Below are 24799 nucleotides of genomic sequence, written 5' to 3' on the forward strand. Positions count from 1 at the left end.
CACCGCCCTTTCACGGCGGTAACAGGGGTTCGAGTCCCCTAGGGGACGCCAGTTTTTACCCGCGTTTTGCGGGACTTCAAAGGCTCATTCGATTATTGAATGGGCCTTTTGTTTTTTCTGCCTTCCGTATTTTTTCCTCTGATGTGCTCGCCGCCGGTCGTCGTCGCGAAACAGCGCTTGCCAAAAAATATTATGAGAATAATATTTCGATCATCATATTTTGATCGAGGGCCCCGCCCGTGAGCGACAAGAAGAGCAAGACCCGCGAGCGCATTATCCAGGCGGCCCAGGCCGCACTGATCCAGCACGGTCCGGCCGACCCCAGTGTCAGCCAGGTGATGGGCGCGGCGGGGCTGACCGTGGGGGGCTTCTACGCCCATTTCGACAGCAAGGATGAGCTCATGCTCGAGGCGTTCCGCCAGTTGCTCGATGAGCGTCGCGCGCTGCTCGCCGAGGTGGATCCCAGCCTCGACGGGGTAGGGCGACGCGCACTGGTCTCGGCGTTCTACCTGTCGCGCAAGCATCGCGATGCCGAGGTGCATGCCTGCCCGCTGCCTAATGCCCTGGGCGAGATGCAACGCCTGCCGGCGGCCTTTCGCGAGGTGCTGGCCGAGCACATCGAGCTGATGACCGCGCAAATGGTCGATAGCCCCGAAGAGGCCGACGCCGCGTTGGCCGACCTGGCCCTGATGATTGGCGGCTTGGCGCTGGCGCGTGCCCTGGGCACTGGCGAGCTGTCCGACCGCATCCTGCGTGCCGCCAAGTCGGCGGTGATCTGAGCTTTTTGTCAGTGGGGAATACGGCAATGAGTACCTTGAACTGGATTCGTGGTGTCAATGGCACCCTTGGCCACCTGGCGCCAGAGCATATCGCCGGGCGCATGCGCCGCGCTTTCATGACCCCGCGCAACCTGCCACCCAAGCAGTGGGAACTGCCATTGCTGGCCTCCGCTGAGCGCATCACCCTGCGTTTTGGCTTGTCGGCGTTGCGCTGGGGCCAGGGCCCTACCGTGCTGCTGATGCATGGCTGGGAAGGGCGGCCGACCCAGTTCGCTGCGTTGATCGAGGCGCTGGTGCAGGCCGGGCACACCGTGGTGTCGCTGGAGGGACCGGCCCATGGGCGTTCGCCTGGGCGTCAGGCGCATGTGGTGCTGTTCGCGCGTGCCTTGTTGGAGGCCGCTGCCGAGTTGCCGCCGTTGCGTGCGGTGATCGGCCACTCCATGGGTGGGGCCAGCGTCTTGCTGGCCTTGCAGATGGGTCTGCGCACCGAGGCGGCGGTGAGTATCGCTGCGCCGGCGCGGCTGCTCGGTGTGTTGCGTGGCTTCGCCCAGCGCCTGGGTATGCCGGCCCGGGCGCGGGCGGCGTTCATCCGTCAGATCGAGGCGGATGTCGGCATCCAGGTCGGGCGCCTGGATGTCAACGGCTACCAACTGGACCTGCCGGGCCTGGTGGTGCATGCCGCCGATGATGCCCTGGTGCCGGCCGAAGAGGCCCAGTTGATCCACCAGGCCTGGTTTGACAGCCGCTTGCTCATGTTGCAGGAGGGTGGCCACCAGCGGGTGCTCGCCGACCCGCAACTGAGTGAAGCCGTGCTCGAATTGCTGGCTGGGGCGACCGCGCCGGCACGGCAAAGCGCCTGAGCATCCGTTACACTCGACGGACCTTGGGGCGCAAAGCGCCCCCAGACATTCAGACCAATATGCCATTTGCACAGGAGCATGCATGAGCTGGGACCTGGCAACGCCATTCATCATCGACCTGCGGGTCGGCAACGAGGACATCGATGGCCTCGGCCACGCCAACAACGCGGTCTACGTCACCTGGCTGGAGCGCTGCGCCTGGCGTCACTCCCAGCGCCTGGGCCTGGACCTGGCCGAATACCGGCGCCTGGATCGTGCCATGGCGGTGGTGCGCCATGAAATCGACTACCTGGCCGCCGCCTACGAGGACGACGAGCTGCAATTGGCGACCTGGATCATCGATTGGGACCAGCGCCTGCGCATGACCCGGCGTTTCCAGCTCATGCGCCCACGCGACGGTGTGACCCTGCTGCGGGCGCAGACCACCTTCGCCTGCATCGAGCTATCCACTGGCAAGCCGCGGCGCATGCCGGCGGAGTTCCTCGACGGTTACGGCCCGGCGCTGATCGGTGCCTGAAACCCCGGCTTTTTTTGCTAGACTGCCGCTTTTTTCGCTGAGTCCCCAACATGCAAATTGCCCTGGCCCCGATGGAGGGGCTGGTCGACAACATCCTGCGCGACGTCCTGACCCGGGTGGGCGGCATCGATTGGTGCGTCACCGAGTTCATTCGCGTCTGCGACCGCCTGTTGCCGGCATCATCCTTCGACAAGCTGGCCCCGGAGCTGCGCCAGGGCGCACGCACCGCCGCCGGGGTGCCGATGCGTGTGCAGCTGTTGGGCTCCGACCCGGTCTGCCTGGCGGAAAACGCCGCCCTGGCCTGCGAGCTGGGTGCACCGGTGATCGACCTCAACTTTGGTTGCCCGGCCAAGACGGTCAACAAATCCCGGGGTGGCGCGGTGTTGCTAAAGGAGCCCGAGCTGCTGCATGCCATTGTCCGCGAAGTGCGTCGTGCGGTGCCGGCGCATATCCCGGTCACTTCGAAGATGCGCCTGGGCTTCGACAGCCCGGACGGTGCCCTGGACTGCGCCACGGCGCTGGCCGAGGGTGGTTCGGCGCACCTGGTGGTACATGCGCGGACCAAGGTCGAGGGCTACAAGCCGCCAGCGCATTGGGAATGGGTGGCGCGAGTCCAGGATGTGGTCGCGGTGCCAGTGTTCGCCAATGGCGAGATCTGGACCGTGGACGACTGGCGGCGTTGCCGCGAGGTCAGTGGGGCCGAGCACATCATGCTGGGCCGCGGCCTGGTGTCGCGCCCTGACCTGGCCCTGCAGATCGCCGCCGCGCGTGACGGGCGCGAGTACCAATCGCTGAGCTGGGATGAACTGTTGCCGTTGCTGCGCGAGTTCTGGCGCCAGGCTCAGGCCAAGTTGTCGCCCCGCTATGCACCGGGGCGGATGAAGCAGTGGCTGGCGATGCTGACCCGCGGCTATCCCGAGGCGGTGGTGCTGTTTGCCGAGTTGCGGCGTGAGGATGATTGTGCGCAGATCAGCCGGTTGCTTGGGGTCGAGGCGACATCCTTCGAGGCTTGCGTTGCCTGATCTGGCCTCTTCGCGGGTGAACCCGCTCCTACAGGTTGTACGGCCAGATACATCGTTTGTACCAGGACGTGCGCATTCCCTGTAGGAGCGGGTTCACCCGCGAAGAGGCCGGCCCAGGCAACCTAGCAGCAAAATTTTTCACCACCACCCTTGAAACCCATCCCCCCGGCCATATCTCTTGAGTACGCGATGCCGAAGTCGGGTCGCGTAATGACTCACTTGCTGATTCTCAGGAGTTTATGACCATGACCAGCGCTTTCTCTCTCGCTCCACTGTTCCGCCATTCCGTGGGCTTCGACCGTTTCAACGACCTGTTCGAATCCGCGGCACGCAACGAGGCGGGTAGCAGCTACCCTCCCTACAACGTTGAAAAACATGGCGATGACCACTATCGCATCGTGGTTGCCGCAGCCGGTTTCCAAGAGCAGGACCTCGACCTGCAGGTCGAGAAAGGCGTCCTGACCGTGATCGGCGGCAAGCGCGAAAACGGCAACGCTGAAGTGACCTACCTGCACCAGGGCATCGCCCAGCGTGCCTTCAAGCTGTCGTTCCGCCTCGCCGACCATATCGAGGTGAAATCCGCCGGCCTGGCCAACGGCCTGCTCAGCATCGACCTGCTGCGCATCGTGCCGGAAGAAGCCAAGGCCAAGCGCATCCCGATCAACGGCGAAAAGCCTGCGCTGAACTGACAGCGTGATCAATGAAAGGGCATCTTCGGGTGCCCTTTTTTGTGCCTAATAATCCGCCGGGGCCTCCAGCAGCAATTGCCGGAAGGCCATCAATGGCAAGGGCCGGCTGTGCAGGTAGCCTTGGTACAGGTAGCAGCCCTGGCGCTCGAGAAATTCCAACTGCTCGGTCAGCTCGACGCCTTCGGCGATCACCGCCAGCCCCAGGCTGCGGGCCATGGCGACGATGGCGCGGACGATCTCGGCGTCGTTCGGGTCGAGCGGGGCGTCGCGCACGAAGGTCTGGTCGATTTTCAAGGCATCGACCGGCAAGCGCTTGAGGTAGGTCAGCGACGAATAGCCGGTGCCGAAATCGTCCATGGCGAAGCTCACGCCATAGCGCTTGAGTTCGCGCATCTTGCCGATGGTGTCCTCTAGGTTCTGGATGACGATGCCCTCGGTGATCTCCAGCTTCAGCATGCGCCGGGGCAGGCCATAGTCGTCCAGGCTGCGCAATACCCGCTCGACGAAGTCGTTCTGGCGGAACTGCCGCGGGCTGATGTTGACGCACAGGCTGAAGGCGTCGGCATCGATCAGGCCGTCCTGCAGCATGCGCGCGCAGGCATCGCAGGCTTCATCGAGGATCCAACTGCCCACTTCGAGGATCAAGCCGCTCTCCTCGAGTACCTGGATGAACTGCGCAGGTGGTTGCTGGCCCAGTTGCGGATGGTGCCAGCGCAACAGCACCTCGGCCCCGACGATGCGGTTGTCGCGCGCGTCGACCTGGGGTTGGAAGTGCAGGGCCAGTTCGCCGCGGGCCAGGGCCAGGCGCAGGTCGCTTTCCATGCGCAGCCGTTCGCTGGCGGCCTTTTGCATGGTGTTGTGGAACAACTGCGTGGTGTTGCGTCCGGAGTCCTTGGCCCGATACAGGGCGATATCGGCGCGCTTGAGCAGGTCGGCGGGGGTCGCGCCGTGGTCGGGAATCAGCGCCACGCCGATGCTCGGGGTGACTTGCAGGCGCTGGCCGTCCAGCGACATCGGCTCGGCCAGCAGTTCGCGCAGGGTGTCGGCCAGCTCGCGGACCTTGTCTTCGACCGCGTCGCGTCCACCCTCGAGGCCCCCGATCAGCACCACGAACTCATCCCCGCCCAGGCGCGCCACGGTGTCTTCCAGGCGCACGCTGGCCTCCAGGCGCGCGGTGATGATCTTCAGCACCGTGTCGCCCACCGGATGGCCGAGCGAGTCGTTGATGTGCTTGAAATGGTCGAGGTCCAGGAACAGCAGGGCGCCGCGCTGGTTGTGGCGCTTGAGCAGGGCGATCTGTTGGCTCAGGCGGTCCATCAGCAGGGCGCGATTGGGCAGGTTGGTCAGTGGGTCGTGGTAGGCCAGGTGGCGAATCTGCGCCTGGGCGTTCTTCAGCTGACTGACGTCGCGAGCGGTCAACAGCAGGCAATCGACCTCGTTGAGGCTGATCGGCTCTACCGACACCTCCACGGTGAGGATATCGCCGCGTTTGTTGCGCCCGAGCATCTCGCGGTGGTGCAGGCGGCCATGCTCGTGCAGCTCGTTGAGCAGGGCGGCGCGCTGTTTCTCGTCGGCCCAGATGCCTATTTCATAGACCGTGTGGCCGATCACCTCGGCAGCACTGTAGCCGGTCAGGCGGGTGAAGCCGTCGTTGATCTCGAGGTAACGGCCGCTCCCGCGCTCGGTGATGGTGATGGCGTCGGGGCTGGAGTGGAAGGCCTTGGCGAACTTCTCCTCGCTGGATTTCAGCGCCGCCTCGGCCCGTTGCTGCTGGGTGATGTCACGCAGCGTGGTGACACTGCAGGGCTGATTGTCGACGCTGATCAGGCAACTGGAGATCACGCAGGTCAGTAGCGAGCCGTCACGGTGATTGAGGCTCACGGCAACGTTGCTCAGGGCCTGTTCGCGAATCACCCGCTCGATACGCTTCACCCGCGCGGCCGGTTCTGCCCACAGGCCGAGTTGTTCCGTGGTGCGGCCGATCACCTGTTCGGCGCTCCAACCGAAGGCCTGGGTGAACGCCGGGTTGATCTCGATGAACTGGCCGTTGTCCTGGCGGGTGACGCAGATCGGGTCGGGGCTGACCTGGAACAGGCTGGCGAATTTTTCTTCCGAGGCAGTCAGGCGTTGCTCGCGCTCGACCTGGTCGGTGATGTCGAGCAGGGTGCCGGCCATGCGCAGTGGCTTGCCCTGGTCGTCCCGGTACAGCCGCGCGCGGCTTTCGATGTAGCGCGAGGCGCCGTTCTCCAGTTGTACCCGGTAGGTGATCTGGTAGTTGCCGGCCGGGCCTTCGCGCAGGCTGCGATAGGCCTGGCGCATGACGTTGCGCTCCTGTTCGGGCACGCCCTCGAAGAAGGCGTCGAACGACTCGTGAAACGGTACCGGGTCCAGCCCGTGCAATTGTGCGGCGCGTGCCGAGCCGTAGAGCATGCCGCTGGGGATGTGCCAGTCCCAGGTGCCCAGCTGCGCCGAATCCAGGGCCAGGTCGAGGCGCTCCTGGCTGTCCTTGAGGGCCTGCTCGGCACGCCGGCGCTCGGTGGTGTCGACGAACGTGCTGAGCAGGAAGGTCACCCCTTCGAATTCGACGCCCTGGGTGCACAGGATGCCATCGTGAACCTTGCCGGAACTGGCGCGGAACTGCACTTCGAGGCTGACCGGCCCGCTGCCGGCGCGGGTGGCCTCCATCACCTGCTGGCGCTGCTCGAGGTTGGCCCACAGGCCCAGTTCCAGGCTGGTCTTGCCGATCACCTGGCTGCCGGGCCAGCCGAGCATGTCCTCGAAGTGCTGGTTGACGTCGAAGATCATGCCGTCGTGGCGGCGTGTCAGCAGCACCGCATTGGGGCTCAGGTGGAACAATGTGGCGAAGCGCTTCTCCGAGTTGATCAGCGCAGCTTCCCGTTCGCGTTGGCGGGTGATCTCGCGGATCACGCCGATCATCTGGCGCCGACCGTGACGATCATGGGTGAGACTGCCATTGATCTCCAGCCAATGCAGGGTGCCGTCCGGCCAGCGGATGCGGTGGCGCATGGCCTGGACCACCGGCTCGCCGTTGACCACCGCCTGGAAGGCCTGGCGGGTGCGGGCGCGGTCTTCCTCGGGGAGCAGGTCGAGGTAATCGATGTCGTTGGGCAGTGGCCGTTGCGGGTCGAAGCCGAACAGAGCCTGGGTCCCGCGCGACCAGCTCACCCGGCCGGTTTCGATATCCCACAGCCAGGCCCCCAGGCGGGCGCCGTTGAGGGCGGCGAGCAACTGCGGGGCATTCTGCCAGGCCTGTTCAGATTCCTGTGGGTCGGCAGCCGGAATGCGCGGCAGGCGCGGAAAGCGATTTGCTGATTTGGGCATCGATACCAGACCTTTGGCTTGAAACGCGTCCTTGAGTTGGAAATGCCGAGCTGACGACCGGTCAGGCGGACCCTGCGTGGCTGTCGAGCAAGGCCATGAAGGCCCTCGCCGCATTCGATAGCGTTCGCTCCGTGTGCAAAATGTAGCCTAGCTGGCGCGACAGTTGTATGCCGGGCAAGGCGATGGGTGCGACCTGGTCGTCGAGCATGGTGCGCGGCAGCACGCTCCAGGCCAGGCCGATCGACACCATCATCTTGATGGTTTCCATGTAATTGGTGCTCATGGCGATGTTCGGCGTCAGGCCCTGGCTTTCGAACAGGCGCTGGACGATGTGGTGGGTGAAGGTGTTGCCGCCAGGAAACACCGCCGGATGGCGAGCGACATCGGCCAGGCCGACCTGGCCGTTGCGGGCCAGCGGGTGCTCGGGGGCGGCGACGAAATCTAGGGCGTCGTCCCACACCGGCACCGCCTTGACCAGGTGATGGGGCTCGGGAGCCAGGGTAATCACGGCAATTTCGGCGCGGCCATGAAGGATTTCATCGTAGGCCGCTTCTGAATCCATGAACTGGATGTCCAGCGCCACGGCCGGGTACTCGCGGGTGAAAGCCCGTAGCAGCGGGGGCAGGCGGTGCAAGCCGATGTGATGGCTAGTGGCCAGAGTGAGCCGACCGCTCACTTCCCCCGTCAAATTGGTCAGCGCTCTGCGCGTATCATCGAGGACGTTGAGGATCTGGTAGGCGCGTGGCAGCAGGGCACGGCCGGCCTCGGTCAGGGTCACTTCGCGGCCCAGGCGGTCGAACAGACGCACGTCCAGTTGTTGCTCCAGCCCGGCGATGCGCTTGCTGACCGCCGGCTGGGTCAGAAACAGGCGCTGCGCTGCGCCGGAGAAGCTGCCGGTTTCGGCGATGGCGATGAAGGCGCTCAGGTTGGCCAGGTCCATGAGGGTGAATTCCTGTTGGTTATCCAAAGCATAAAAATTATGAATTTGAGTTATTCAATCTAACGCCATAGCATCGCCCATACAAGCCAAGGGGTCTTTGGCATAGAAAGACGCTGATGAGGAACAGTCTGATGGCTGGCAAAACGCTCTACGACAAACTCTGGGAAGCCCATGAGGTCAAGCGCCGTGATGACGGCTCGTCCTTGATCTACATCGACCGCCATATCATTCACGAAGTGACGTCGCCCCAGGCCTTCGAAGGCCTGCGCCTGGCCAACCGCAAGCCATGGCGCATCGATGCCAACATCGCCACGCCCGACCACAACGTGCCGACCACGCCGGAGCGCAAGGGTGGCATCGAGGCCATCGTCGACCAGGTGTCGCGCCTGCAGGTGCAGACCCTCGATGAAAACTGTGACGAGTACGGCATCGTCGAATTCAAGATGAACGACGAACGCCAGGGCATCGTCCACGTCATCAGCCCCGAGCAAGGCGCCACCTTGCCAGGCATGACCGTGGTCTGCGGCGATTCGCACACCTCGACCCACGGCGCCTTCGGTGCCCTGGCCCACGGCATCGGCACCTCCGAGGTCGAGCACGTGCTCGCTACCCAGTGCCTGGTGGCCAAGAAGATGAAGAACATGCTGGTGCGCGTCGAGGGCCAGTTGCCTGCCGGCGTCACCGCCAAGGACATCGTGCTCGCCGTCATCGGCAAGATCGGCACCGCCGGTGGCAACGGCCACGCCATGGAATTCGCCGGCAGCGCCATTCGCGAATTGTCGATGGAAGGCCGCATGACCATCTGCAACATGTCCATCGAGGCTGGTGCCCGGGTCGGCTTGGTGGCCACCGATGCCACCACCGTCGCCTATGTCGAAGGCCGCCCTTACGCGCCGAAGGGCGAGCAATGGACGCGTGCCGTCGAAGCCTGGAAAGACCTGGTTTCCGACGATGACGCCGTGTTCGACACCGTGGTCGAGTTGGACGCCACGCAGATCAAGCCACAGGTCAGTTGGGGCACTTCGCCGGAGATGGTCCTGGCCGTCGACCAGCGCGTGCCGGACCCGGCCGCCGAAGCCGACCTGGTCAAGCGTGGCTCGATCGAGCGCGCCCTCAAGTACATGGGGCTGAGCGCCAACCAGGCGATCACCGACATCCAGCTCGACCGCGTGTTCATCGGTTCGTGCACCAACTCGCGGATCGAAGACCTGCGCGCTGCGGCGGAAATCGCCAAGGGCCGCAAGGTCGCCGCCACCATCAAGCAGGCCATCGTGGTTCCGGGTTCCGGGCTGGTCAAGGCCCAGGCCGAACGCGAAGGCCTGGACAAGATCTTCCTCGAAGCTGGCTTCGAGTGGCGTGAGCCTGGCTGCTCGATGTGCCTGGCGATGAACCCGGACCGCCTGGAAAGCGGCGAGCACTGTGCATCCACTTCCAACCGCAACTTCGAAGGCCGTCAGGGCGCCGGTGGTCGTACCCACCTGGTCAGCCCGGCCATGGCCGCCGCTGCCGCGGTGACTGGTCACTTCATCGATGTCCGCGAGTTGATCCAAGGGAGCGCAGCATGAAAGCCTTTACCCAGCACACCGGTCTCGTCGCGCCGTTGGACCGTGCCAACGTCGACACCGACCAGATCATTCCCAAGCAGTTCCTCAAGTCGATCAAGCGCACCGGCTTCGGCCCCAACCTGTTCGACGAGTGGCGTTACCTGGATGTCGGCCAGCCTTACCAGGACAACAGCAAGCGCCCGCTGAACAAGGAGTTCGTGCTCAACCACGAACGCTACCAGGGTGCCAGCGTGTTGCTGGCGCGTGAGAACTTCGGTTGCGGTTCGAGCCGCGAGCACGCCCCGTGGGCGCTGGACGAATACGGCTTCCGCAGCGTGATCGCGCCGAGCTTCGCCGACATCTTCTTCAACAACAGCTTCAAGAACGGCCTGCTGCCGATCATCCTCAGCGACGAGGAGGTCGACGAGCTGTTCAAGCAGGTCGAAGCCAACCCTGGCTACCAACTGACCATCGACTTGCAGGCCCAGGCCGTGACCCGTCCGGATGGCAAGGTACTGCACTTCGAGATCGATGCCTTCCGCAAGCACTGCCTGCTCAACGGCCTCGATGACATCGGCCTGACCCTGCAGGACAGCGAGGCGATCAAGGCCTTCGAAGGCAAGCACCGCGCCGGGCAGCCTTGGCTGTTCCGTGATGCCTGAGTGATGTAGCCGGTGTTTGCAGTGCCTGTGTCGGCCTCTTCGCGGGTAAACCCGCTCCTACAAGGATCTCGTTGTAGCTGTAGGAGCGGGTTTACCCGCGAAAGGGCCGGCGATGGCAACACATGACTAAAGGAATACCCTGATGACCAGCACCTCCCACACCGATGTGGTCCAACGCCAGTTCGGCGAACAGGCCAGCGCCTACCTCAGCAGCGCCGTGCACGCCCAGGGCAGTGAGTTCGCCCTGCTGCAGGCCGAACTAGCGGGGCAGGGCAGCGCACGCGTGCTGGACCTGGGCTGCGGTGCCGGTCATGTCAGCTTCCATGTCGCGCCACTGGTAGCCGAGGTGGTCGCCTACGACCTCTCGCCATCGATGCTCGACGTGGTCGCCGCCGCAGCCGCCGATCGCGGCCTGGGCAATATCACCACCGAATGCGGCGCCGCCGAACGCTTGCCGTTCGCCGATGCCTCGTTCGATTTCGTCTTCAGCCGCTACTCGGCGCACCACTGGAGCGACCTCGGCGTGGCCCTGCGCGAAGTGCGCCGGGTGCTCAAGCCGGGTGGCGTGGCCGCCTTCGTCGACGTGATGTCGCCGGGCAGCCCATTGCTCGACACCTACCTGCAGACCGTCGAAGTGCTGCGCGACACCAGCCATGTGCGCGATTATTCCGCCGCCGAGTGGTTGCGCCAGGTCAGCGAAGCCGGCCTGCACGTGCGCAGCCATAGCCGCCAGGGGCTGCGCCTGGAGTTCACCTCCTGGGTCGAGCGCATGCGCACCCCCGAGCCGCTGCGCGTGGCCATTCGCCAATTGCAGCAGGCCATGGGCGAGGAAGTGCGGCAGTATTACCAGATCGAAGCCGATGGCTCGTTCAGCACCGATGTGCTGGTGTTGTGGGCCGAGCGCTAGGCTCGTAGAAAAATACAGTTCGGCGTGGCCAGTTGGGCCGCGCCGCTTGAATGGATAGAGGAAAGCATGAGCAAGCAGATTCTGATTCTCCCAGGTGATGGCATCGGCCCGGAAATCATGGCCGAGGCGGTCAAGGTGCTGGAGCTGGCCAACGACAAGTTCCAGCTCGGCCTGAGCCTGGCCCACGACGTGATCGGTGGCGCCGCCATCGACAAGCACGGCGTGCCGCTGGCCGACGAGACCCTGGAGCGTGCGCGTCAGGCCGATGCGGTGCTGCTGGGCGCCGTGGGGGGCCCGAAGTGGGACAAGATCGAGCGTGACATCCGCCCTGAGCGCGGCCTGCTGAAGATCCGTTCGCAACTGGGGCTGTTCGCCAACCTGCGTCCGGCCATCCTCTATCCGCAACTGGCCGATGCCTCGTCGCTGAAGCCGGAAATCGTCTCGGGCCTGGACATCCTCATCGTCCGTGAGCTGACCGGTGGCATCTACTTCGGCGCCCCGCGTGGCCAGCGCGAACTCGAAGGTGGCGAGCGCCAGGCCTACGACACCCTGCCCTACAGCGAAAGCGAAGTGCGCCGCATCGCCCGTGTCGGCTTCGACATGGCCCGCGTGCGCGGCAAGAAGCTGTGCTCGGTGGACAAGGCCAACGTCCTGGCATCCAGCCAGCTGTGGCGTGAAGTGGTCGAGGATGTGGCCAAGGATTACCCGGATGTCGAACTGAGCCACATGTACGTCGACAACGCCGCCATGCAGCTGGTGCGCGCACCCAAGCAGTTCGACGTGATGGTGACCGACAACATGTTCGGTGACATTCTGTCGGATGAGGCTTCCATGCTCACCGGTTCCATCGGCATGCTGCCTTCGGCCTCGCTGGATGCCAACAACAAGGGCATGTACGAGCCTTGCCATGGCTCGGCGCCGGACATCGCCGGCCTGGGCGTCGCCAACCCGCTGGCGACCATCCTGTCGGTGTCGATGATGCTGCGCTACAGCTTCAACCAGCAGGCCGCAGCCGAGGCCATCGAGCAGGCGGTGAGCCTGGTGCTGGACCAGGGCCTGCGCACCGGCGACATCTTCTCGGAAGGTTGCCGCAAGGTCGGTACGCAAGAAATGGGCGACGCAGTAGTCGCAGCCCTGCGGAATCTGTAATCTCTCTGGCCCGCCACCCAAAACTCCCGGTGGCGGCCCACTTTTAGCAAAGGTGTAGTTGCGATGAAACGTGTAGGTCTGATCGGTTGGCGCGGCATGGTCGGTTCCGTGCTCATGCAGCGGATGCTGGAAGAGCAGGACTTCGACCTTATCGAGCCGGTGTTCTTCACCACCTCGAACGTCGGTGGCCAAGGTCCGAGCGTGGGCAAGGATATTGCTCCGCTCAAGGACGCGTATTCGATCGAAGAACTCAAGACCCTCGACGTGATCCTGACCTGCCAGGGCGGCGACTACACCAACGAGGTGTTCCCCAAGCTGCGTGAAGCCGGCTGGCAGGGTTACTGGATCGACGCCGCTTCGTCGCTGCGCATGCAGGACGACGCGGTCATCGTGCTCGACCCGGTCAACCGCAAGGTGATCGACCAGCAGCTCGATGCCGGTACCAAGAACTACATCGGCGGCAACTGCACCGTCAGCCTGATGCTGATGGGCCTGGGCGGCCTGTTCGAAGCCGGCCTGGTCGAGTGGATGAGCGCCATGACCTACCAGGCGGCCTCCGGTGCCGGCGCGCAGAACATGCGCGAGCTGATCAAGCAGATGGGCGGCATTCACGCGGCTGTCGCCGATGACCTGGCCAACCCGGCCAGCGCCATTCTCGACATCGACCGCAAGGTCGCCGAGGCCATGCGCGGCGAAGCGTTCCCGACCGAGAACTTCGGCGTACCGCTGGCTGGCAGCCTGATCCCGTGGATCGACAAGGAACTGCCGAACGGCCAGAGCCGCGAGGAATGGAAGGCCCAGGCCGAGACCAACAAGATCCTCGGCCGCTTCAAGAGCCCGATCCCGGTCGATGGTATCTGCGTGCGCATCGGCGCCATGCGTTGCCACAGCCAGGCGCTGACCATCAAGCTGAACAAGGACGTGCCGCTGGCCGACATCGAAGGCCTGATCAGCCAGCACAACCCGTGGGTCAAGCTGGTGCCGAACCAGCGCGAGATCAGCATGCAGGAGCTGAGCCCGACCAAGGTCACCGGTACCCTGAACATCCCGGTGGGCCGTTTGCGCAAGCTGAACATGGGCTCCCAGTACCTGGGTGCGTTCACCGTCGGCGACCAGCTGCTGTGGGGCGCTGCCGAGCCGCTGCGGCGCATGCTGCGGATCCTGCTGGAGCGTTGATCGTTCTGGTGTGCAAAAAACCCGTGCTGGTGACAGCGCGGGTTTTTTGTTTTGTAACGGTTACAAACAGGCGGTGCAAATCCCTGGCTTGGTGAGAAGTATTCTCATTATAATCGGGCTCCCCAGTTTGCCTGAGCATAGGAAAGTGCTGACGTGCTGGAACAACTCTTCACCCAACATGCCCCCGCCTTGCACCGTTACCTGCTGCGCAAGAACTGCACGCCGAGCCTGGCGTCGGACCTGGTCCAGGAAACCTTCCTGCGCCTGGCCCAGATGGAAGGCGTGGAGAGGCTGCTGGCCAGCCCCGGCTACCTGTTCCGTATTGCCCACAACTTGATGATCGACCATCACCGGCGCTATGGCAGCAGGCGCTACGAGACCGAGCCATCCCTGGTGTTCGATACCTTGGTCGACGAAGGCTGTTCGCCCGAGGATCAGGCGATCGGCGCGCATGAACTGGAGCGCCTGCATGCGTTGCTGGAATTGTTGCCCGAGCGCACACGCGATGTTTTCCTGCTGTGTCGGGTCGAGGGGATGACCCATAAAGAGGCCGCACGTTATTTACGGATTTCCACCAGTTCGGTACAAAAACACCTGGCCAGCGCACTCGTCAGGATCGGCAGGGAGCTGGAGGCCGACCTGTAGTCCAGACGCATACCCAAGAGGCAGCAGCAACACACCGTGAACCCCTCAGACAGCATTGACCCGATCGAGCGCTGCGCCGCCGAATGGGTCACGAAGCATCGCCAAGGTCGCCTCGGCCCCGCCGAGAAAGCGGCCTATGGGCGTTGGCTGGCCGCCGATCCGCGGCATGCCGCAGCAGCCCAGCGGCTTGATCGCGCCTGGCAAGCCACCGGGGCGTTGCGCCAAGGCTATGTGCGCCCACCCCGACCGGCACGTGGGCATGGCCCGCTGGCCTGGTTGCAAGAGGCCTTGCAGCGGCCCAAGGCCTGTGCGGGGGCATTGACGGGCTTGGCCGTGGCCTGCTGGTTGTGGTTGGCCCCGCCGTTCTGGGTGCAGGGCCTGGGGGCCGACTACCAGACCGGCTATGGCGAAGTCCGCCACGTGACGCTCGATGACGGCAGCCAGATCGACCTGGGCAGCCGCAGCATCCTCAGCATTGCCTACGACGGCGAGCGCCGCACGGTGCGCCTCAAGCGGGGTGAGGCGGTGTTCGCGCCGTCGCCCGTGGGCGAGGCGGAATCGCGGCCGTTCACGGTCCGCACGCCAGGTGCTACGGTCACTGCCCGCGGTACCCGCTACCTGGTGGCGGTCGATGAGGACGAACGCTCGGGCTGGGTCGCGGTGCTGCAGCACAGTGTCGAGATCGACCTGGTGCCCCATGATCTCGACGAAGCCTCGGCGTCTGCCGTGCTGCAACAGGGCGATAGCCTGTATTTCAGCCCCCAGGCCGGGCTCAAGCCACTGGAACAGTCGCCGCAGGAACTGGCCAGCTGGCAGCAGGGCAGGGTGGTGCTGCGCCAGTCGACCCTGGCCCAGGCAGCACGGCAGCTGGGCCGCTATCGCCCCGGCCTGACCCTGGTGCGCGGCGAGGCGTTGGGCCGGCTGCCGGTCAATGCCGTGGTGCGCACCGACAACGTCGACGACGCGCTGCGCCAGTTGGCGGCCCAGGCGCACGCCAAAGTCATGCAGCTGCCGGGCGTGCTGCTGATTTATTGATATAAAAACGCCATCATTTAGAATATATCGCTCTACTGCGTTTCAAGCCTTCACCCGTTACTAAGTGCAAATAAATCTTATTTGTCTTTAGCTAGGGTGTTTGCAATCGATGTCAAAGGGAGCTTCGGGGTTCTTCGCCCCTCAACGTGGCAAGCTGAGCCTGGGAATTCAGCTGGCCTTGTTCACCTGCTGCGCCAGCGCATCGTCGCTGCAGGCGGCAGTCGCCGAGCCAGCCGCGGCGCTCAGCCGCCAGGCCAGCCAGTACCATGAATTCGACGTGCAGGGCGGGGCGCTCGAGGATGCCCTGGTGCGTCTGGCCAATCAGGCCGATGCCGAGCTGTACCTGACCGGCAATGCCTTTTCTGGCTTGTATGCCAACCCCGTGCAGGGCCGCATGACCCTGGACATGGCCCTGCAACGCCTGCTCGAAGGCCTGCCGGTGAGCTTCAGCCTCGGCGGCCAGGCCGACCGCCCGGTGATCCAGTTGCAGCCAGCGGCTGGCGCCAGCGCCCAGAACCCCGACGACCTGCACCCGACCTACGTCTACAGCCAGCGCGATGGCCGCTCGCGGGACGAGAAAGGCTACAGCGACATCTACGACCAGGACATCTCCACCGTCTATGCCGGCAAGGAGCAGATCGAGCGCTACAAGGGCGCCGCACCTGCCGACGTGTTCAAGGGCATGCTCAACGTCTATAGCGGCGATGCCCGCAACAGCGGAGCCCTCGACCCCAATGTGCGGGGCATCCAGGGGCCGGGGCGGGTACCGCTGACCATCGATGGCACCGAGCAGGCGCTGACCGTGTACCGCGGCTACATGGGCGCCAACAACCGCAACTACATCGACCCCAACCTGATTGGCTCGATCAAGGTCATCAAAGGCCCGAATCTGGAACGCAATGTGTACAGCGGCGTCGGCGGGGCGGTGGTGGCCAACACCCTGAGCGTCGATGACATCCTCAAGGAAGGCGAGACCTTCGGCGGCGAATTGAAGCTCGAAGGCAGCAACAACTCGGTCTCGCCCAAGCTCCCCACCTTGCTGACCGGGCAGATGCCGGGCGACGACTACCAGTACTACCCGATCAATTCCTATTACGACCCGTCGCTGTACAAGCATCCGCGCACCAGCAGCAGCAACGGCCTGTTGTCCGGTGACGACCAGGCCTACCGCCTGGCCCTGGGCACCCGCCAGGAGCATTTCGACCTGATGGCGGCCTATGCCTACCGGGAAAAGGGTAACCACTACGCCGGCAAGAACAAGAGCAGCTACTACTCCAGTGGCGAACTGGTCGACGGCAAATGGGACTACGTGCCGAACCTGGCGCGTATCTACAAGCCGGGCGATGAGGTGCCCAATACGTCGAGCAAGATGGAGTCATGGCTGGCCAAGGCCACCTGGAAGATCGACGAAGGGCAGACCCTGGAGTTCGGCTACCGCGACACCGATTCGTTGTACGGCGAGATCCTGCCCACACGGATTTCCTTCTTTTCCCCAGGCACCCAGTATGACGCGGCGACCTATGGCGTGCCGCAGTGGCCGCTGAGCCATGTGCAGAGCAAGGCCTACAACCTCGAATACAAGCTCAACCCAGAGAACAACCCTTGGTTGGATTTCTATTCCAACCTGTGGATGACCCGCACCCTCAGCGATACCTACAGCGCCGGTGGCGTACCCAACGAAACCACGGCGCAGTACCCCGAGTTTCGCAATACCGCCGTGGCCAACGCCAAGCATGATCGCGTCGGCCTGACCCTCAGCAACCGCCTGCAATTGCTGGACACCCTTGGCCTCACGCTCGGCGGCAGCTACCAGCACGAGAAGCTCAGTTCCGGCGATAGCATCTACGACCCCACCACGTTTTCTACCACGCGGATCTTCCCCCGGGCAGGGCGGCGCGAAGAGCAGGAATACAACTTCAACTTCGATTGGCAGCCGGTCAGTTTCGCCCGCTTCACCGCAGGCGGGCGTTATTCCTCCTATTGGTCGTTCGATGACTTCCTGGCGCAGAACCAGCGCGACACCGGAGTGACCACCGACAACGTGCAGACCGGGCGTGGCGTCACCTACAACACGCGCCAGACCCTGTCGGACGCGCAATGGCGGGCGGTGGTCGACGAGAAGCTGGCGTTCTTCAACGAGATCTGGGACCTGTTCGGCACCCCCCAGGAAGAGCGGCAGCCGACCATCGACCTGATCGAAAGCGAAACGCCCCGCGTGCTAGATACCGAGCATCAAGCGCACTGGGCCCAGGACGGCAATGGGCGCTACCACCGCAGCAACAGCCCTTGCGCGATCGCCGCAGCGGCCGGCGAGAACATCCTCAACTGCAGTATCGTCGGGTATTCGTCCGGCGCCGATGCGCGGGACCTGGAAGGCAACCTGGCCAATCAGCCGGTCGACGTGTCGGCCAAGCATCGCCGGGATCATGGCTGGGTGCCGAACCTCTCGGCCACGTTCTACACCTCCGAAAACGGCCGCTTCTACCTGCGCTACAGCGAGGCGATCCGTTACCCGAGCATGTTCGAAAGTACCATCGGTTTCTCGGCCTCGTTGTCGCCATATCCATTGAAACCGGAACATGCGCACAACTATGAGGCGGCCTACATTCACAACCTCAGCGGTGTGTTGGGCAGTGAACAGGCAGACATAAAACTCACCTACTACCACAACACCACCAACGATGTGATCGAGCGTGACCCGCAGTTGATGTTCTCCAATATCGAGAAACAAGTGACGGCGGGCGTCGAACTTCAGGGGCGCTATGACAGTGGCAGGTTCTTTACCGACCTGAGTGTCGCGCATGTGCTGAAAAACAAAGTGTGCGATGAAAACAGCGCCATCACCCTCGACCCCACCGGGGGGATCCCCAACTGCGTCGACGACGGTTTCGTCGGCGGCTACCTGGCCGGCATGGCCATGCCCGAATGGTCGGCGAACCTGGGCATCGGTGCGCGCTTTCTCGACCGTCGTCTCGAAGTCGGCGGCCGGGTCATCTACTACAAGGGCCACGACAGCAAGTTCTCCAGCAACTACGGCGACAACCCGATGGTGTCGTACTACCTGAACACGCCGTTGTCCTGGGACAACATCGTGACCTACGACGCCTACGTCAATTACAAGTTGACCGATGACATCAACGTCGAGTTGGTCGGTACCAACTTGAGCAATCTCTACTACCTGGACCCCTTGACCCGTTCGGCCATGCCGGCACCGGGGCGAACCTTGAAAGTTGGACTGACTGCAAAATTCTAGTGCGTGAGGTGAGTATGGACGGATGAAACCTTCGGTACCGCAAGTGCTTGTCTGTTGATTATTTTTACTTTCTCAAAGGATGATGAAATGAAAGCGTTCAATGTTTCCGTACTTGCAATTGCACTGCTGGGCGTGGCTGGGGTGGCCCAGGCCGATGTCGCTTCGGGCCAGAGCTACACCGGCTCCGTGCAGGTGGGCGGCTCGCAGGGCACTTCCACCAACCATCCAGGCGAGGCTGGCTCGCCAGCCGTGGGCGTGAATGCTTTCTACAACGGCACGCGGGTGGCCTTCAGCGGCCTCAAGGCGATGGTGCCGGCCGATGCCAATGGGGTCACCACCATCACCCCGGCTATGATGCCGGCTTCGCACGCTGCCCTGGGCAACTTCGACTTCAAGCAGGTTTCCACCCAGCAGGTGTATTTCGGTGAATGGTCGCAGAACGGCACCACCAACGATCCGACCCGTGTCGTCTACTACTCTGGCGACACCACTGGCCGGGTGCTGCCGACCACCAACGTCACCTATGCCGTGCAGGGCATCAGCAACTACTCCGGTGCCAACCTGCTCTCCGGCGACCTGAACGCGACCTTCGGTGCCGCCACCCCGACCCTGTCGGGCAACCTGGCCAACGGTGCCTTGAAGGTTCAGTTGAACGCCGCGATCAACAAGACCACCGCGGCCTTCGCCGGTACCGCGACGGCGCTCAACCCGACCACCAACGCCGCGCTGTCGGCCGGTACTACCCAGGGCAGCTTCTTCGGCGCTGGCGCCACCGCCTCCCTGGCCGGTATCGCCAAGTTCGCCAACCGCAACTACGACACTGCCTTCGGTGGCGTGAAGAAGTAATCCGCTGAGCGGCAGGTGGCGGGTGGCCGAGACGTCGGCTGCCTGCCACCGCTTTTGCGCTTCCATTTCGAGGCACCCGAGAACCGAGCAATGCCCCAGTCTTCGTGTTTGCGTCACGTCCTGCTGCTGTACCCCCTGTTTCTTCTTCCCCCCAACGCCCTGGCCGACCAGGACACCAATCTGCGCCTGAACCAGAGCATCGAATACCGCGCCAACCGCCAGGAGCGGCAACTCCTCGAAGGCGCGGAGGCCGGCACCACGCTGGTCATCGATGGTCAGGCATACCGGGTGGAAGACAACCTCGACGACCTTGGCCGCGCCCTCTATGTGTCGGTGCAGCGCCAGCAATGGGCCGATGTCGTCGCGTTTCGCGCTCGCTACATCGCCTTGCCTGGGCACGACCGCATGCTCCTGGCCTACGCCGACGGCGCCTTGGCCCGTTCGCGTGGCGACCTGGACGCCGCCGAGGTCCACTATCGGCAGCTACTGGCCATGCAGGGGGATTTCCTGCCTGGGCAATTGGAGTTGGCCCGGGTCCTGTTCGAAAACCGCAAAGACCGCGAGGCTACCACCGCCTTCCGCCAGATCAGCCAGAGCCTGGGCCCCGCCGATGCGCGCAACCAGGGGCTGGGCAACACCGTCGACAGCTTCGTCGAGGCGCTGGACCACCGCGAAAGCTGGCAGGGCTCGCTGGCCGTCGGTCCGACGTTCAACGACAACCTCAACCAGTCCTCGGAAAGCACTACCACCTATCGCCTCGAAACCAGCGACGGGGTGTACCTGGTGCAGCGCAAGATGCCCAAGGCCGTGTCGGCCCACGGCATCGACTACGAAGCCACGTTGAACAAACGCGTCGCCCTGGCTGGGCACCACGGCGTGTTCGCCCGCGCGCTGGCCTACGGCCAGGCCTATGATGGCCAGGGCAAGTACAACGAAGACACGTTCATCGGCAACGCCGGCTACAGCTACCAGGATGGGCGCAACCAATACAGCCTGGGCCCGTCGTTCGAATACGACCGTATCGGCAGCGAGCCCATGTACTCGGCCTGGGGCCTGCGTGGTGAGTGGCTGCACAACCTGTCCGAGACCCGCATGTTCAAGCTTGAGGGTGAATACAAGGACATGGCCTATCGGCGCCAGGCCGCAGATATCTATGACGGTAGCGCGGCTTCGCTGTATGCCACCCTGTGGCAGGCTTTGCCACGACAGTGGGTGCTGTTCGGCGGCTTCGACCTCACCGACCGCGACACCCGCGACGCGACCGAGGCCTATTTTCAGAAGGGGCTGCGCCTGGGCGTGGCCAAGGACTTCGACATCGGCCTGAGCGCCGTGCTGTTCGCCTCCTGGCGGACCCGCCAATACGATGCCTACAGCGCCTTGCTCGACGACCGACGCCACGAGCGCGAGCAGGGCTACACCTTCATCCTGCGTGCGCCGGGCCTGGCCTTTCACGACCTGGTGCCGAGCCTGACCTTCAAGTACAACCAGGTCAGCAGCAATGTCGACTGGCTGTACAGCTGGGAGCGCAACAGCGTCAGCCTCAAGCTCGAGAAGCAGTTCTGAGGGGGGCGACGTCGGCGGCGTTGGCCTCGTCCGGGCATTGGCGGTAAAGTGCCGCTCCCGTTTCGCCAGAGGCAGCCCGCAAGATGAACCCTACATTCGATATCGCCGTCGTCGGCGCCACCGGCAGCGTCGGTGAAACCCTGGTACAGGTACTCGAAGAACTGGCGTTCCCGGTCGCCACCCTGCACCTGCTGGCCAGCATGGAGTCGGCGGGTAGCAGCGTGATGTTCGCCGGCAAGAAGCTCAAGGTGCGCGAGGTCGACAGCTTCGACTTCGCCCAGGTCAAGCTGGCCTTCTTCGCCGCGGGCCCGGCCGTGAGCCGCAGCTTCGCCAGCAAGGCCGAGCAGGCCGGCTGCACGGTCATCGACCTGTCTGGTGGCCTGGACGACGCGGTGCCGGTGGTCCCGGAAGCCAACCCCGAGCGCCTCGATGGCCTGCAACTGCCGGCGCGCATCGCCAGCCCCAGCGCCGCCGCCGTGGCCCTTGCCGTGGCGCTGGCGCCGCTCAAGGGGCTGCTGGCCATCGAACGGGTGCAGGTGATGGCCGCATTGGCGGTATCGGCCCAAGGCCGCGAGGCGGTCAACGAACTGGCCCGGCAGACCGCCGAGCTGCTCAATGCCCGGCCGCTGGAACCACGCTTCTTCGACCGCCAGGTGGCGTTCAACCTGTTGCCCCAGGTGGGCGCGGTGGACGAGCAGGGCCACAGCGTCCTCGAGCGGCGGCTTGTCGGCGAGCTACGTGGGCTGCTGGGTTTGGCCGATCTGAAGATTTCCGTGACCTGCATTCAAGTCCCGGTGTTTTTCGGCGATAGCTTCAGTGTGGCAGTGCAGAGCCGTGCGCCGGTCGATCTTGCCGCGGTCAACCAGGCCTTGGACAGTGCCGACAGCCTGGAGCTGGTGGAGCCGGACGACTATCCGACCCCGGTAGGCGACGCAGTCGGGCAAGACGTGGTCTATGTTGGTCGTGTACGCCTGGGTGTCGACGAGCCGGAGCAGCTGAACCTGTGGCTGACCACCGACAACCTGCGCAAGGGCGCTGCCCTCAACGCCGTCCAGGTGGCGCAATTGTTGATAAAACATATGGTGTAAAAGATACTGGCGAGCAATTTTGTCCTACACCGTAACAAGGTGCTGGACGATCCATACAAGGGAAGAGTCATGCTTCGAATTCGCAAACTGGTTCTGGCCATGGCGGCAGCGTCGGCGCTGTCGTCCGGCATGGCGAACGCCCTGGGGTTGGGTGAGCTGACCCTCAAGTCGGCGCAGAACCAGCCGCTGGATGCCGAGATCGAGCTGCTCGACGTGCGCGACCTGCGTGCCGCCGAGGTGGCGCCGAGCCTGGCGTCGCCTGAAGAATTCAGCAAGGCCGGAGTGCCTTACACCACTGAGCTGGAAGGCCTGACGTTCACCCCGGTGATCAACCCCAACGGCAAGAGCGTGTTGCGGGTGACCTCCAGCCAGCCGTTGCCGGGCACCGTGGTCAAGTTCCTGGTCCAGGTGATGTGGCCCCAGGGCCGCCTGTTGCGTGACTACAGCGTGTTGCTCGACCAGGCCAAGGCCCAGGGCGAGCAGCCCCAGGCCGGTAATGTCGCCCCGGCGGTCAGCAGCGGGGCGAGTTATACCACCCAGCGCCGCGACACCCTGTGGCAGATCGCCGCGCGCAATGCCAACGGTGGCTCGGTGCAGCAGGCCATGATCGCCATCCAGGCGCTCAACCCTGACGCCTTTATCGGCAACAACATCAACCAGCTGAAGGTCGGCCAGGTGTTGCGCCTGCCCGATCAGCAGCAGGTCCAGAGCATTCCCCAGGGCGAAGCCAACCGCGAGGTGGCCGAGCAGTACAGCGCCTGGCGTGAAGGCCGGCGCCTGGGGCCGCGTGCGCGTCAGCTCGACGCTACCCGCCGTGGCGCCGCCGAGGCCGCGCCAGCACGCGTCGACCAGGGCGACAACCTGCGTCTGGTCAGCCCGGGCAACCAGGCCAAGGCCAACGATACCAAGGCCCTCAACGACAAACTGGCCGTGGCCCAGGAGAGCCTGGACACCAGCCGTCGTGACAATGACGAACTCAAGAGTCGCATGAGCGACCTGCAGAGCCAGTTGGACAAGCTGGAGCGCCTCATCGCGTTGAAGAACGACCAGCTGGCACGCCTGGAAGCGCAAGGGGCCGCCGGAGCTGGCCCGGCCACTGCGGCGCCGGCTGACCCGGCTGCGACGCAGCCACCTGTCCCGGCTGCGGAGCCGGTGGTCGAGCCTGCTCCTGCGGCCGTCGACACCGCTCCTGCAAGCTCGCCAGCGGGCGACCAGCAAGCGGCCGAGAAGCAGCCCGGAGCCCTCGATGACCTGCTCGGCAATCCGCTGCTGCTGGGCCTGATCGCCGGCTCGGCCTTGCTCGTGCTGTTGCTGCTGGTGCTGTTGCTGATGCGCAAGCGCAAGGCCCAGCAGGAAGCCGAGAAGCACCTGCGCATGGCCCGTGCCCTGAGCGAAGAAAACCAACGAGGCGCGGACTTCGACCTGCCGCCGAGCAGCTTCGAGGGCGTGGAGGTCGCGGCGCCGAGCGTGACCTTGTCGCCAGCCGTGGTGGCGGCCTCCGCCGCCGCTGCCACAGCCGCCGAGAAGCCTGTCGTGGCCGCTCCGGTGGCAGAGCCGGAGCCGGTGATCGACGTGCACGCGCAGCTGCTCGCCGAGGTCGACCAGAGCATCGCCGCTGGCCGCCTGAACCATGCCGCCGACCTGCTGGAGGCGGCGGTGGCCGCCGAGCCCGAGCGCGACGACCTGCGCCTCAAGCTCATGGATGTCTATGCCCGCCAGGGTGACCACAGCGGCTTCGTCGAACAGGAGCGCAAGTTGCCTGGCACCGAGGCCAATACTGCCCAGGTCGACGATCTCAAGAACCGTTATCCGGCCATGCTCGGCCTTGCCGCCGCCGGTCTGGGCGCTGCCGCCCTGGCAGCGGAAATGGACGAGCAGTACGTTCAGGACCTGCTGCAGGACCAGCCACCGGCGGACGTCGAAGCGCATGTGGCACCAGAGCTGCAGGCCGAGCCGGAGCCTGAGCCGGAAGTGGACGAGGTCGGCGAAGCGCCAGCTCCCGAGGTGGACGACCTGGACAGCGCCTTCGACCTCAGCCTGGACGACGACCTGGCGCTGGACGATGCCCTCGAACTGCCGATGCTCGACGACGTGTCGCTGGATCAGCCGCAGGCCGACGAGGCTCCGGTGGTGCCGCCTGCAGAGCCGGAAACCGACGCCGACGCCGATTTCGAGACCCTGTTGGCCCAGGCCGAGGCGCCAGCGGTCGATGACCTGGCCGACTTCGACCTCGACGTTGGCGAGCCTGCCGCCCCGGCTGCAACTGATGCCGAGGAGCCGGTCGACGTGGCTGCAGAACTGGCTGCCTTCGATGCCATGCCCGAGTTCGATCCGATCTCCGAGCTGGAGCTGCCGGAAGACTTCGACCTGTCGCTGTCGCTGGACGACGACTCGCCGGCGGCGAAGCACTTCGCCTCGGAGCTCGACGACGTCAACGCCGAGCTCGACAAGCTGTCGCAGAACCTCGAAAGCCCGTCGCTGGAGCCGCAGTTCACCGCCGAGGACGCCGCCGCCGAGCCTGAGCCGCTGGACGACCTGGACTTCGACTTCTTCTCCGGCACCGACGAAGTGGCGACCAAGCTCGACCTGGCGCGCGCCTACATCGACATGGGCGACCACCAGGGCGCGCGGGACATCCTCGACGAAGTGGTCAAGGACGGCGACGACACCCAGCGCCAGGAAGCCGAGGACATGCTGTCGCGGTTGGTCTGATAGAAGGCTGGCCCAGGCACCCTGACGACAACGGCAGCCCTACACGGCTGCCGTTGTCGTTATAATCCCC

20 protein-coding genes are annotated in these 24799 nt (G+C 64.4%); 18 read left to right on the plus strand and 2 right to left on the minus strand.

Going from position 1 to position 24799, the window contains the following annotated elements:
- The 6 genes from IAE37_RS28895 to IAE37_RS25550 all read left to right on the plus strand — a co-directional run.
- Positions 1–224 (plus strand): hypothetical protein (locus IAE37_RS28895; RefSeq protein ID WP_236410160.1); only part of this gene is annotated, 224 nt, incomplete at its 5' end.
- 15 nt (positions 225–239) lie between these two features.
- Entirely contained in the window at positions 240–779 is a 540-nt protein-coding gene (locus tag IAE37_RS25530) for a TetR/AcrR family transcriptional regulator (RefSeq protein WP_201178228.1), read from the plus strand.
- A 26-nt stretch (positions 780–805) separates the two neighbouring features.
- Positions 806–1639 carry an alpha/beta fold hydrolase gene (locus tag IAE37_RS25535; protein ID WP_201178229.1) on the plus strand — a complete coding sequence of 278 codons (834 nt, stop codon included), beginning with the start codon at positions 806–808 and terminating at the stop codon, positions 1637–1639.
- A gap of 82 nt (positions 1640–1721) precedes the next feature.
- Positions 1722–2156, plus strand: a complete 435-nt coding sequence (locus IAE37_RS25540; RefSeq protein ID WP_201178230.1) for an acyl-CoA thioesterase — start codon at positions 1722–1724, stop codon at positions 2154–2156.
- A 50-nt stretch (positions 2157–2206) separates the two neighbouring features.
- Positions 2207–3178 carry a tRNA dihydrouridine synthase gene (locus IAE37_RS25545; RefSeq protein WP_201178231.1) on the plus strand — a complete coding sequence of 324 codons (972 nt, stop codon included), beginning with the start codon at positions 2207–2209 and terminating at the stop codon, positions 3176–3178.
- 245 nt (positions 3179–3423) lie between these two features.
- Positions 3424–3867: an Hsp20 family protein gene (locus tag IAE37_RS25550; protein ID WP_201178232.1), complete on the plus strand. Its 444-nt coding sequence runs from the start codon at positions 3424–3426 to the stop codon at positions 3865–3867.
- 45 nt (positions 3868–3912) lie between these two features.
- On the opposite strand, the gene IAE37_RS25555 is transcribed toward IAE37_RS25550, so the two are convergent.
- Positions 3913–7209, minus strand: coding sequence for a PAS domain S-box protein (locus tag IAE37_RS25555; RefSeq protein WP_201178233.1), 3297 nt, complete (start codon positions 7207–7209; stop codon positions 3913–3915).
- Positions 7210–7270: 61 nt separating this feature from the next.
- Positions 7271–8149, minus strand: a complete 879-nt coding sequence (locus tag IAE37_RS25560) for a LysR family transcriptional regulator (RefSeq protein ID WP_201178234.1) — start codon at positions 8147–8149, stop codon at positions 7271–7273.
- Positions 8150–8280: 131 nt separating this feature from the next.
- Between IAE37_RS25560 and leuC the strand changes: the two genes are divergently transcribed.
- The 12 genes from leuC (at position 8281) to IAE37_RS25620 (ending at position 24729) form a co-directional block, all read left to right on the plus strand.
- Positions 8281–9714: a 3-isopropylmalate dehydratase large subunit gene (gene leuC, locus IAE37_RS25565; RefSeq protein WP_201178235.1), complete on the plus strand. Its 1434-nt coding sequence runs from the start codon at positions 8281–8283 to the stop codon at positions 9712–9714.
- Positions 9711–10355 (plus strand): 3-isopropylmalate dehydratase small subunit, encoded by a 645-nt coding sequence (leuD, locus tag IAE37_RS25570; protein WP_201178236.1) that lies wholly within the window; start codon positions 9711–9713, stop codon positions 10353–10355. The genes leuC and leuD overlap by 4 nt, the downstream gene beginning before the upstream one ends.
- Positions 10356–10497: 142 nt before the next feature.
- Complete coding sequence (locus IAE37_RS25575; RefSeq protein WP_201178237.1) at positions 10498–11262, plus strand: class I SAM-dependent methyltransferase; 765 nt, start codon at positions 10498–10500, stop codon at positions 11260–11262.
- Between the two features lie 66 nt (positions 11263–11328).
- Positions 11329–12411, plus strand: coding sequence for a 3-isopropylmalate dehydrogenase (leuB, locus tag IAE37_RS25580; RefSeq protein WP_201178238.1), 1083 nt, complete (start codon positions 11329–11331; stop codon positions 12409–12411).
- Between the two features lie 63 nt (positions 12412–12474).
- Positions 12475–13587: an aspartate-semialdehyde dehydrogenase gene (asd, locus tag IAE37_RS25585; protein ID WP_201178239.1), complete on the plus strand. Its 1113-nt coding sequence runs from the start codon at positions 12475–12477 to the stop codon at positions 13585–13587.
- Between the two features lie 153 nt (positions 13588–13740).
- A complete protein-coding gene (locus IAE37_RS25590; RefSeq protein ID WP_201178240.1) occupies positions 13741–14232 on the plus strand; it encodes an RNA polymerase sigma factor in 492 nt (163 codons plus the stop codon).
- Between the two features lie 36 nt (positions 14233–14268).
- On the plus strand, positions 14269–15267 hold the full coding sequence (locus tag IAE37_RS25595; RefSeq protein ID WP_328822777.1) for a FecR family protein: 999 nt from the start codon (positions 14269–14271) through the stop codon (positions 15265–15267).
- A gap of 109 nt (positions 15268–15376) precedes the next feature.
- Positions 15377–18520: a TonB-dependent receptor domain-containing protein gene (locus IAE37_RS25600; RefSeq protein WP_201178241.1), complete on the plus strand. Its 3144-nt coding sequence runs from the start codon at positions 15377–15379 to the stop codon at positions 18518–18520.
- Positions 18521–18607: 87 nt separating this feature from the next.
- On the plus strand, positions 18608–19366 hold the full coding sequence (locus IAE37_RS25605) for a Slam-dependent surface lipoprotein (protein ID WP_201178242.1): 759 nt from the start codon (positions 18608–18610) through the stop codon (positions 19364–19366).
- A gap of 90 nt (positions 19367–19456) precedes the next feature.
- Complete coding sequence (locus tag IAE37_RS25610) at positions 19457–20929, plus strand: surface lipoprotein assembly modifier (RefSeq protein ID WP_201178243.1); 1473 nt, start codon at positions 19457–19459, stop codon at positions 20927–20929.
- Between the two features lie 83 nt (positions 20930–21012).
- On the plus strand, positions 21013–22017 hold the full coding sequence (locus IAE37_RS25615; RefSeq protein WP_201178244.1) for an aspartate-semialdehyde dehydrogenase: 1005 nt from the start codon (positions 21013–21015) through the stop codon (positions 22015–22017).
- Positions 22018–22086: 69 nt separating this feature from the next.
- Positions 22087–24729 carry a FimV/HubP family polar landmark protein gene (locus IAE37_RS25620; protein ID WP_201178245.1) on the plus strand — a complete coding sequence of 881 codons (2643 nt, stop codon included), beginning with the start codon at positions 22087–22089 and terminating at the stop codon, positions 24727–24729.
- Positions 24730–24799 lie beyond the last annotated feature (70 nt).

The sequence above is a fragment of the Pseudomonas sp. S31 genome (assembly GCF_016648105.1).
Lineage (GTDB): Bacteria > Pseudomonadota > Gammaproteobacteria > Pseudomonadales > Pseudomonadaceae > Aquipseudomonas.

What these genes read in the sequence shown, in the direction of transcription:
- asd (WP_201178239.1), top strand. Translation starts at nt 12,475, where the DNA reads ATGAAACGTGTAGGTCTGATCGGTTGGCGCGGCATGGTCGGTTCCGTG.
- leuD (WP_201178236.1), top strand. Translation starts at nt 9,711, where the DNA reads ATGAAAGCCTTTACCCAGCACACCGGTCTCGTCGCGCCGTTGGACCGT.
- IAE37_RS25550 (WP_201178232.1), top strand. Translation starts at nt 3,424, where the DNA reads ATGACCAGCGCTTTCTCTCTCGCTCCACTGTTCCGCCATTCCGTGGGC.
- IAE37_RS25575 (WP_201178237.1), top strand. Translation starts at nt 10,498, where the DNA reads ATGACCAGCACCTCCCACACCGATGTGGTCCAACGCCAGTTCGGCGAA.
- IAE37_RS25555 (WP_201178233.1), bottom strand. Translation starts at nt 7,209, where the DNA reads ATGCCCAAATCAGCAAATCGCTTTCCGCGCCTGCCGCGCATTCCGGCT.
- IAE37_RS25540 (WP_201178230.1), top strand. Translation starts at nt 1,722, where the DNA reads ATGAGCTGGGACCTGGCAACGCCATTCATCATCGACCTGCGGGTCGGC.
- IAE37_RS25545 (WP_201178231.1), top strand. Translation starts at nt 2,207, where the DNA reads ATGCAAATTGCCCTGGCCCCGATGGAGGGGCTGGTCGACAACATCCTG.
- leuB (WP_201178238.1), top strand. Translation starts at nt 11,329, where the DNA reads ATGAGCAAGCAGATTCTGATTCTCCCAGGTGATGGCATCGGCCCGGAA.
- IAE37_RS25610 (WP_201178243.1), top strand. Translation starts at nt 19,457, where the DNA reads ATGCCCCAGTCTTCGTGTTTGCGTCACGTCCTGCTGCTGTACCCCCTG.
- IAE37_RS25620 (WP_201178245.1), top strand. Translation starts at nt 22,087, where the DNA reads ATGCTTCGAATTCGCAAACTGGTTCTGGCCATGGCGGCAGCGTCGGCG.
- IAE37_RS25560 (WP_201178234.1), bottom strand. Translation starts at nt 8,149, where the DNA reads ATGGACCTGGCCAACCTGAGCGCCTTCATCGCCATCGCCGAAACCGGC.
- IAE37_RS25605 (WP_201178242.1), top strand. Translation starts at nt 18,608, where the DNA reads ATGAAAGCGTTCAATGTTTCCGTACTTGCAATTGCACTGCTGGGCGTG.
- IAE37_RS25535 (WP_201178229.1), top strand. Translation starts at nt 806, where the DNA reads ATGAGTACCTTGAACTGGATTCGTGGTGTCAATGGCACCCTTGGCCAC.
- leuC (WP_201178235.1), top strand. Translation starts at nt 8,281, where the DNA reads ATGGCTGGCAAAACGCTCTACGACAAACTCTGGGAAGCCCATGAGGTC.
- IAE37_RS25600 (WP_201178241.1), top strand. Translation starts at nt 15,377, where the DNA reads ATGTCAAAGGGAGCTTCGGGGTTCTTCGCCCCTCAACGTGGCAAGCTG.
- IAE37_RS25615 (WP_201178244.1), top strand. Translation starts at nt 21,013, where the DNA reads ATGAACCCTACATTCGATATCGCCGTCGTCGGCGCCACCGGCAGCGTC.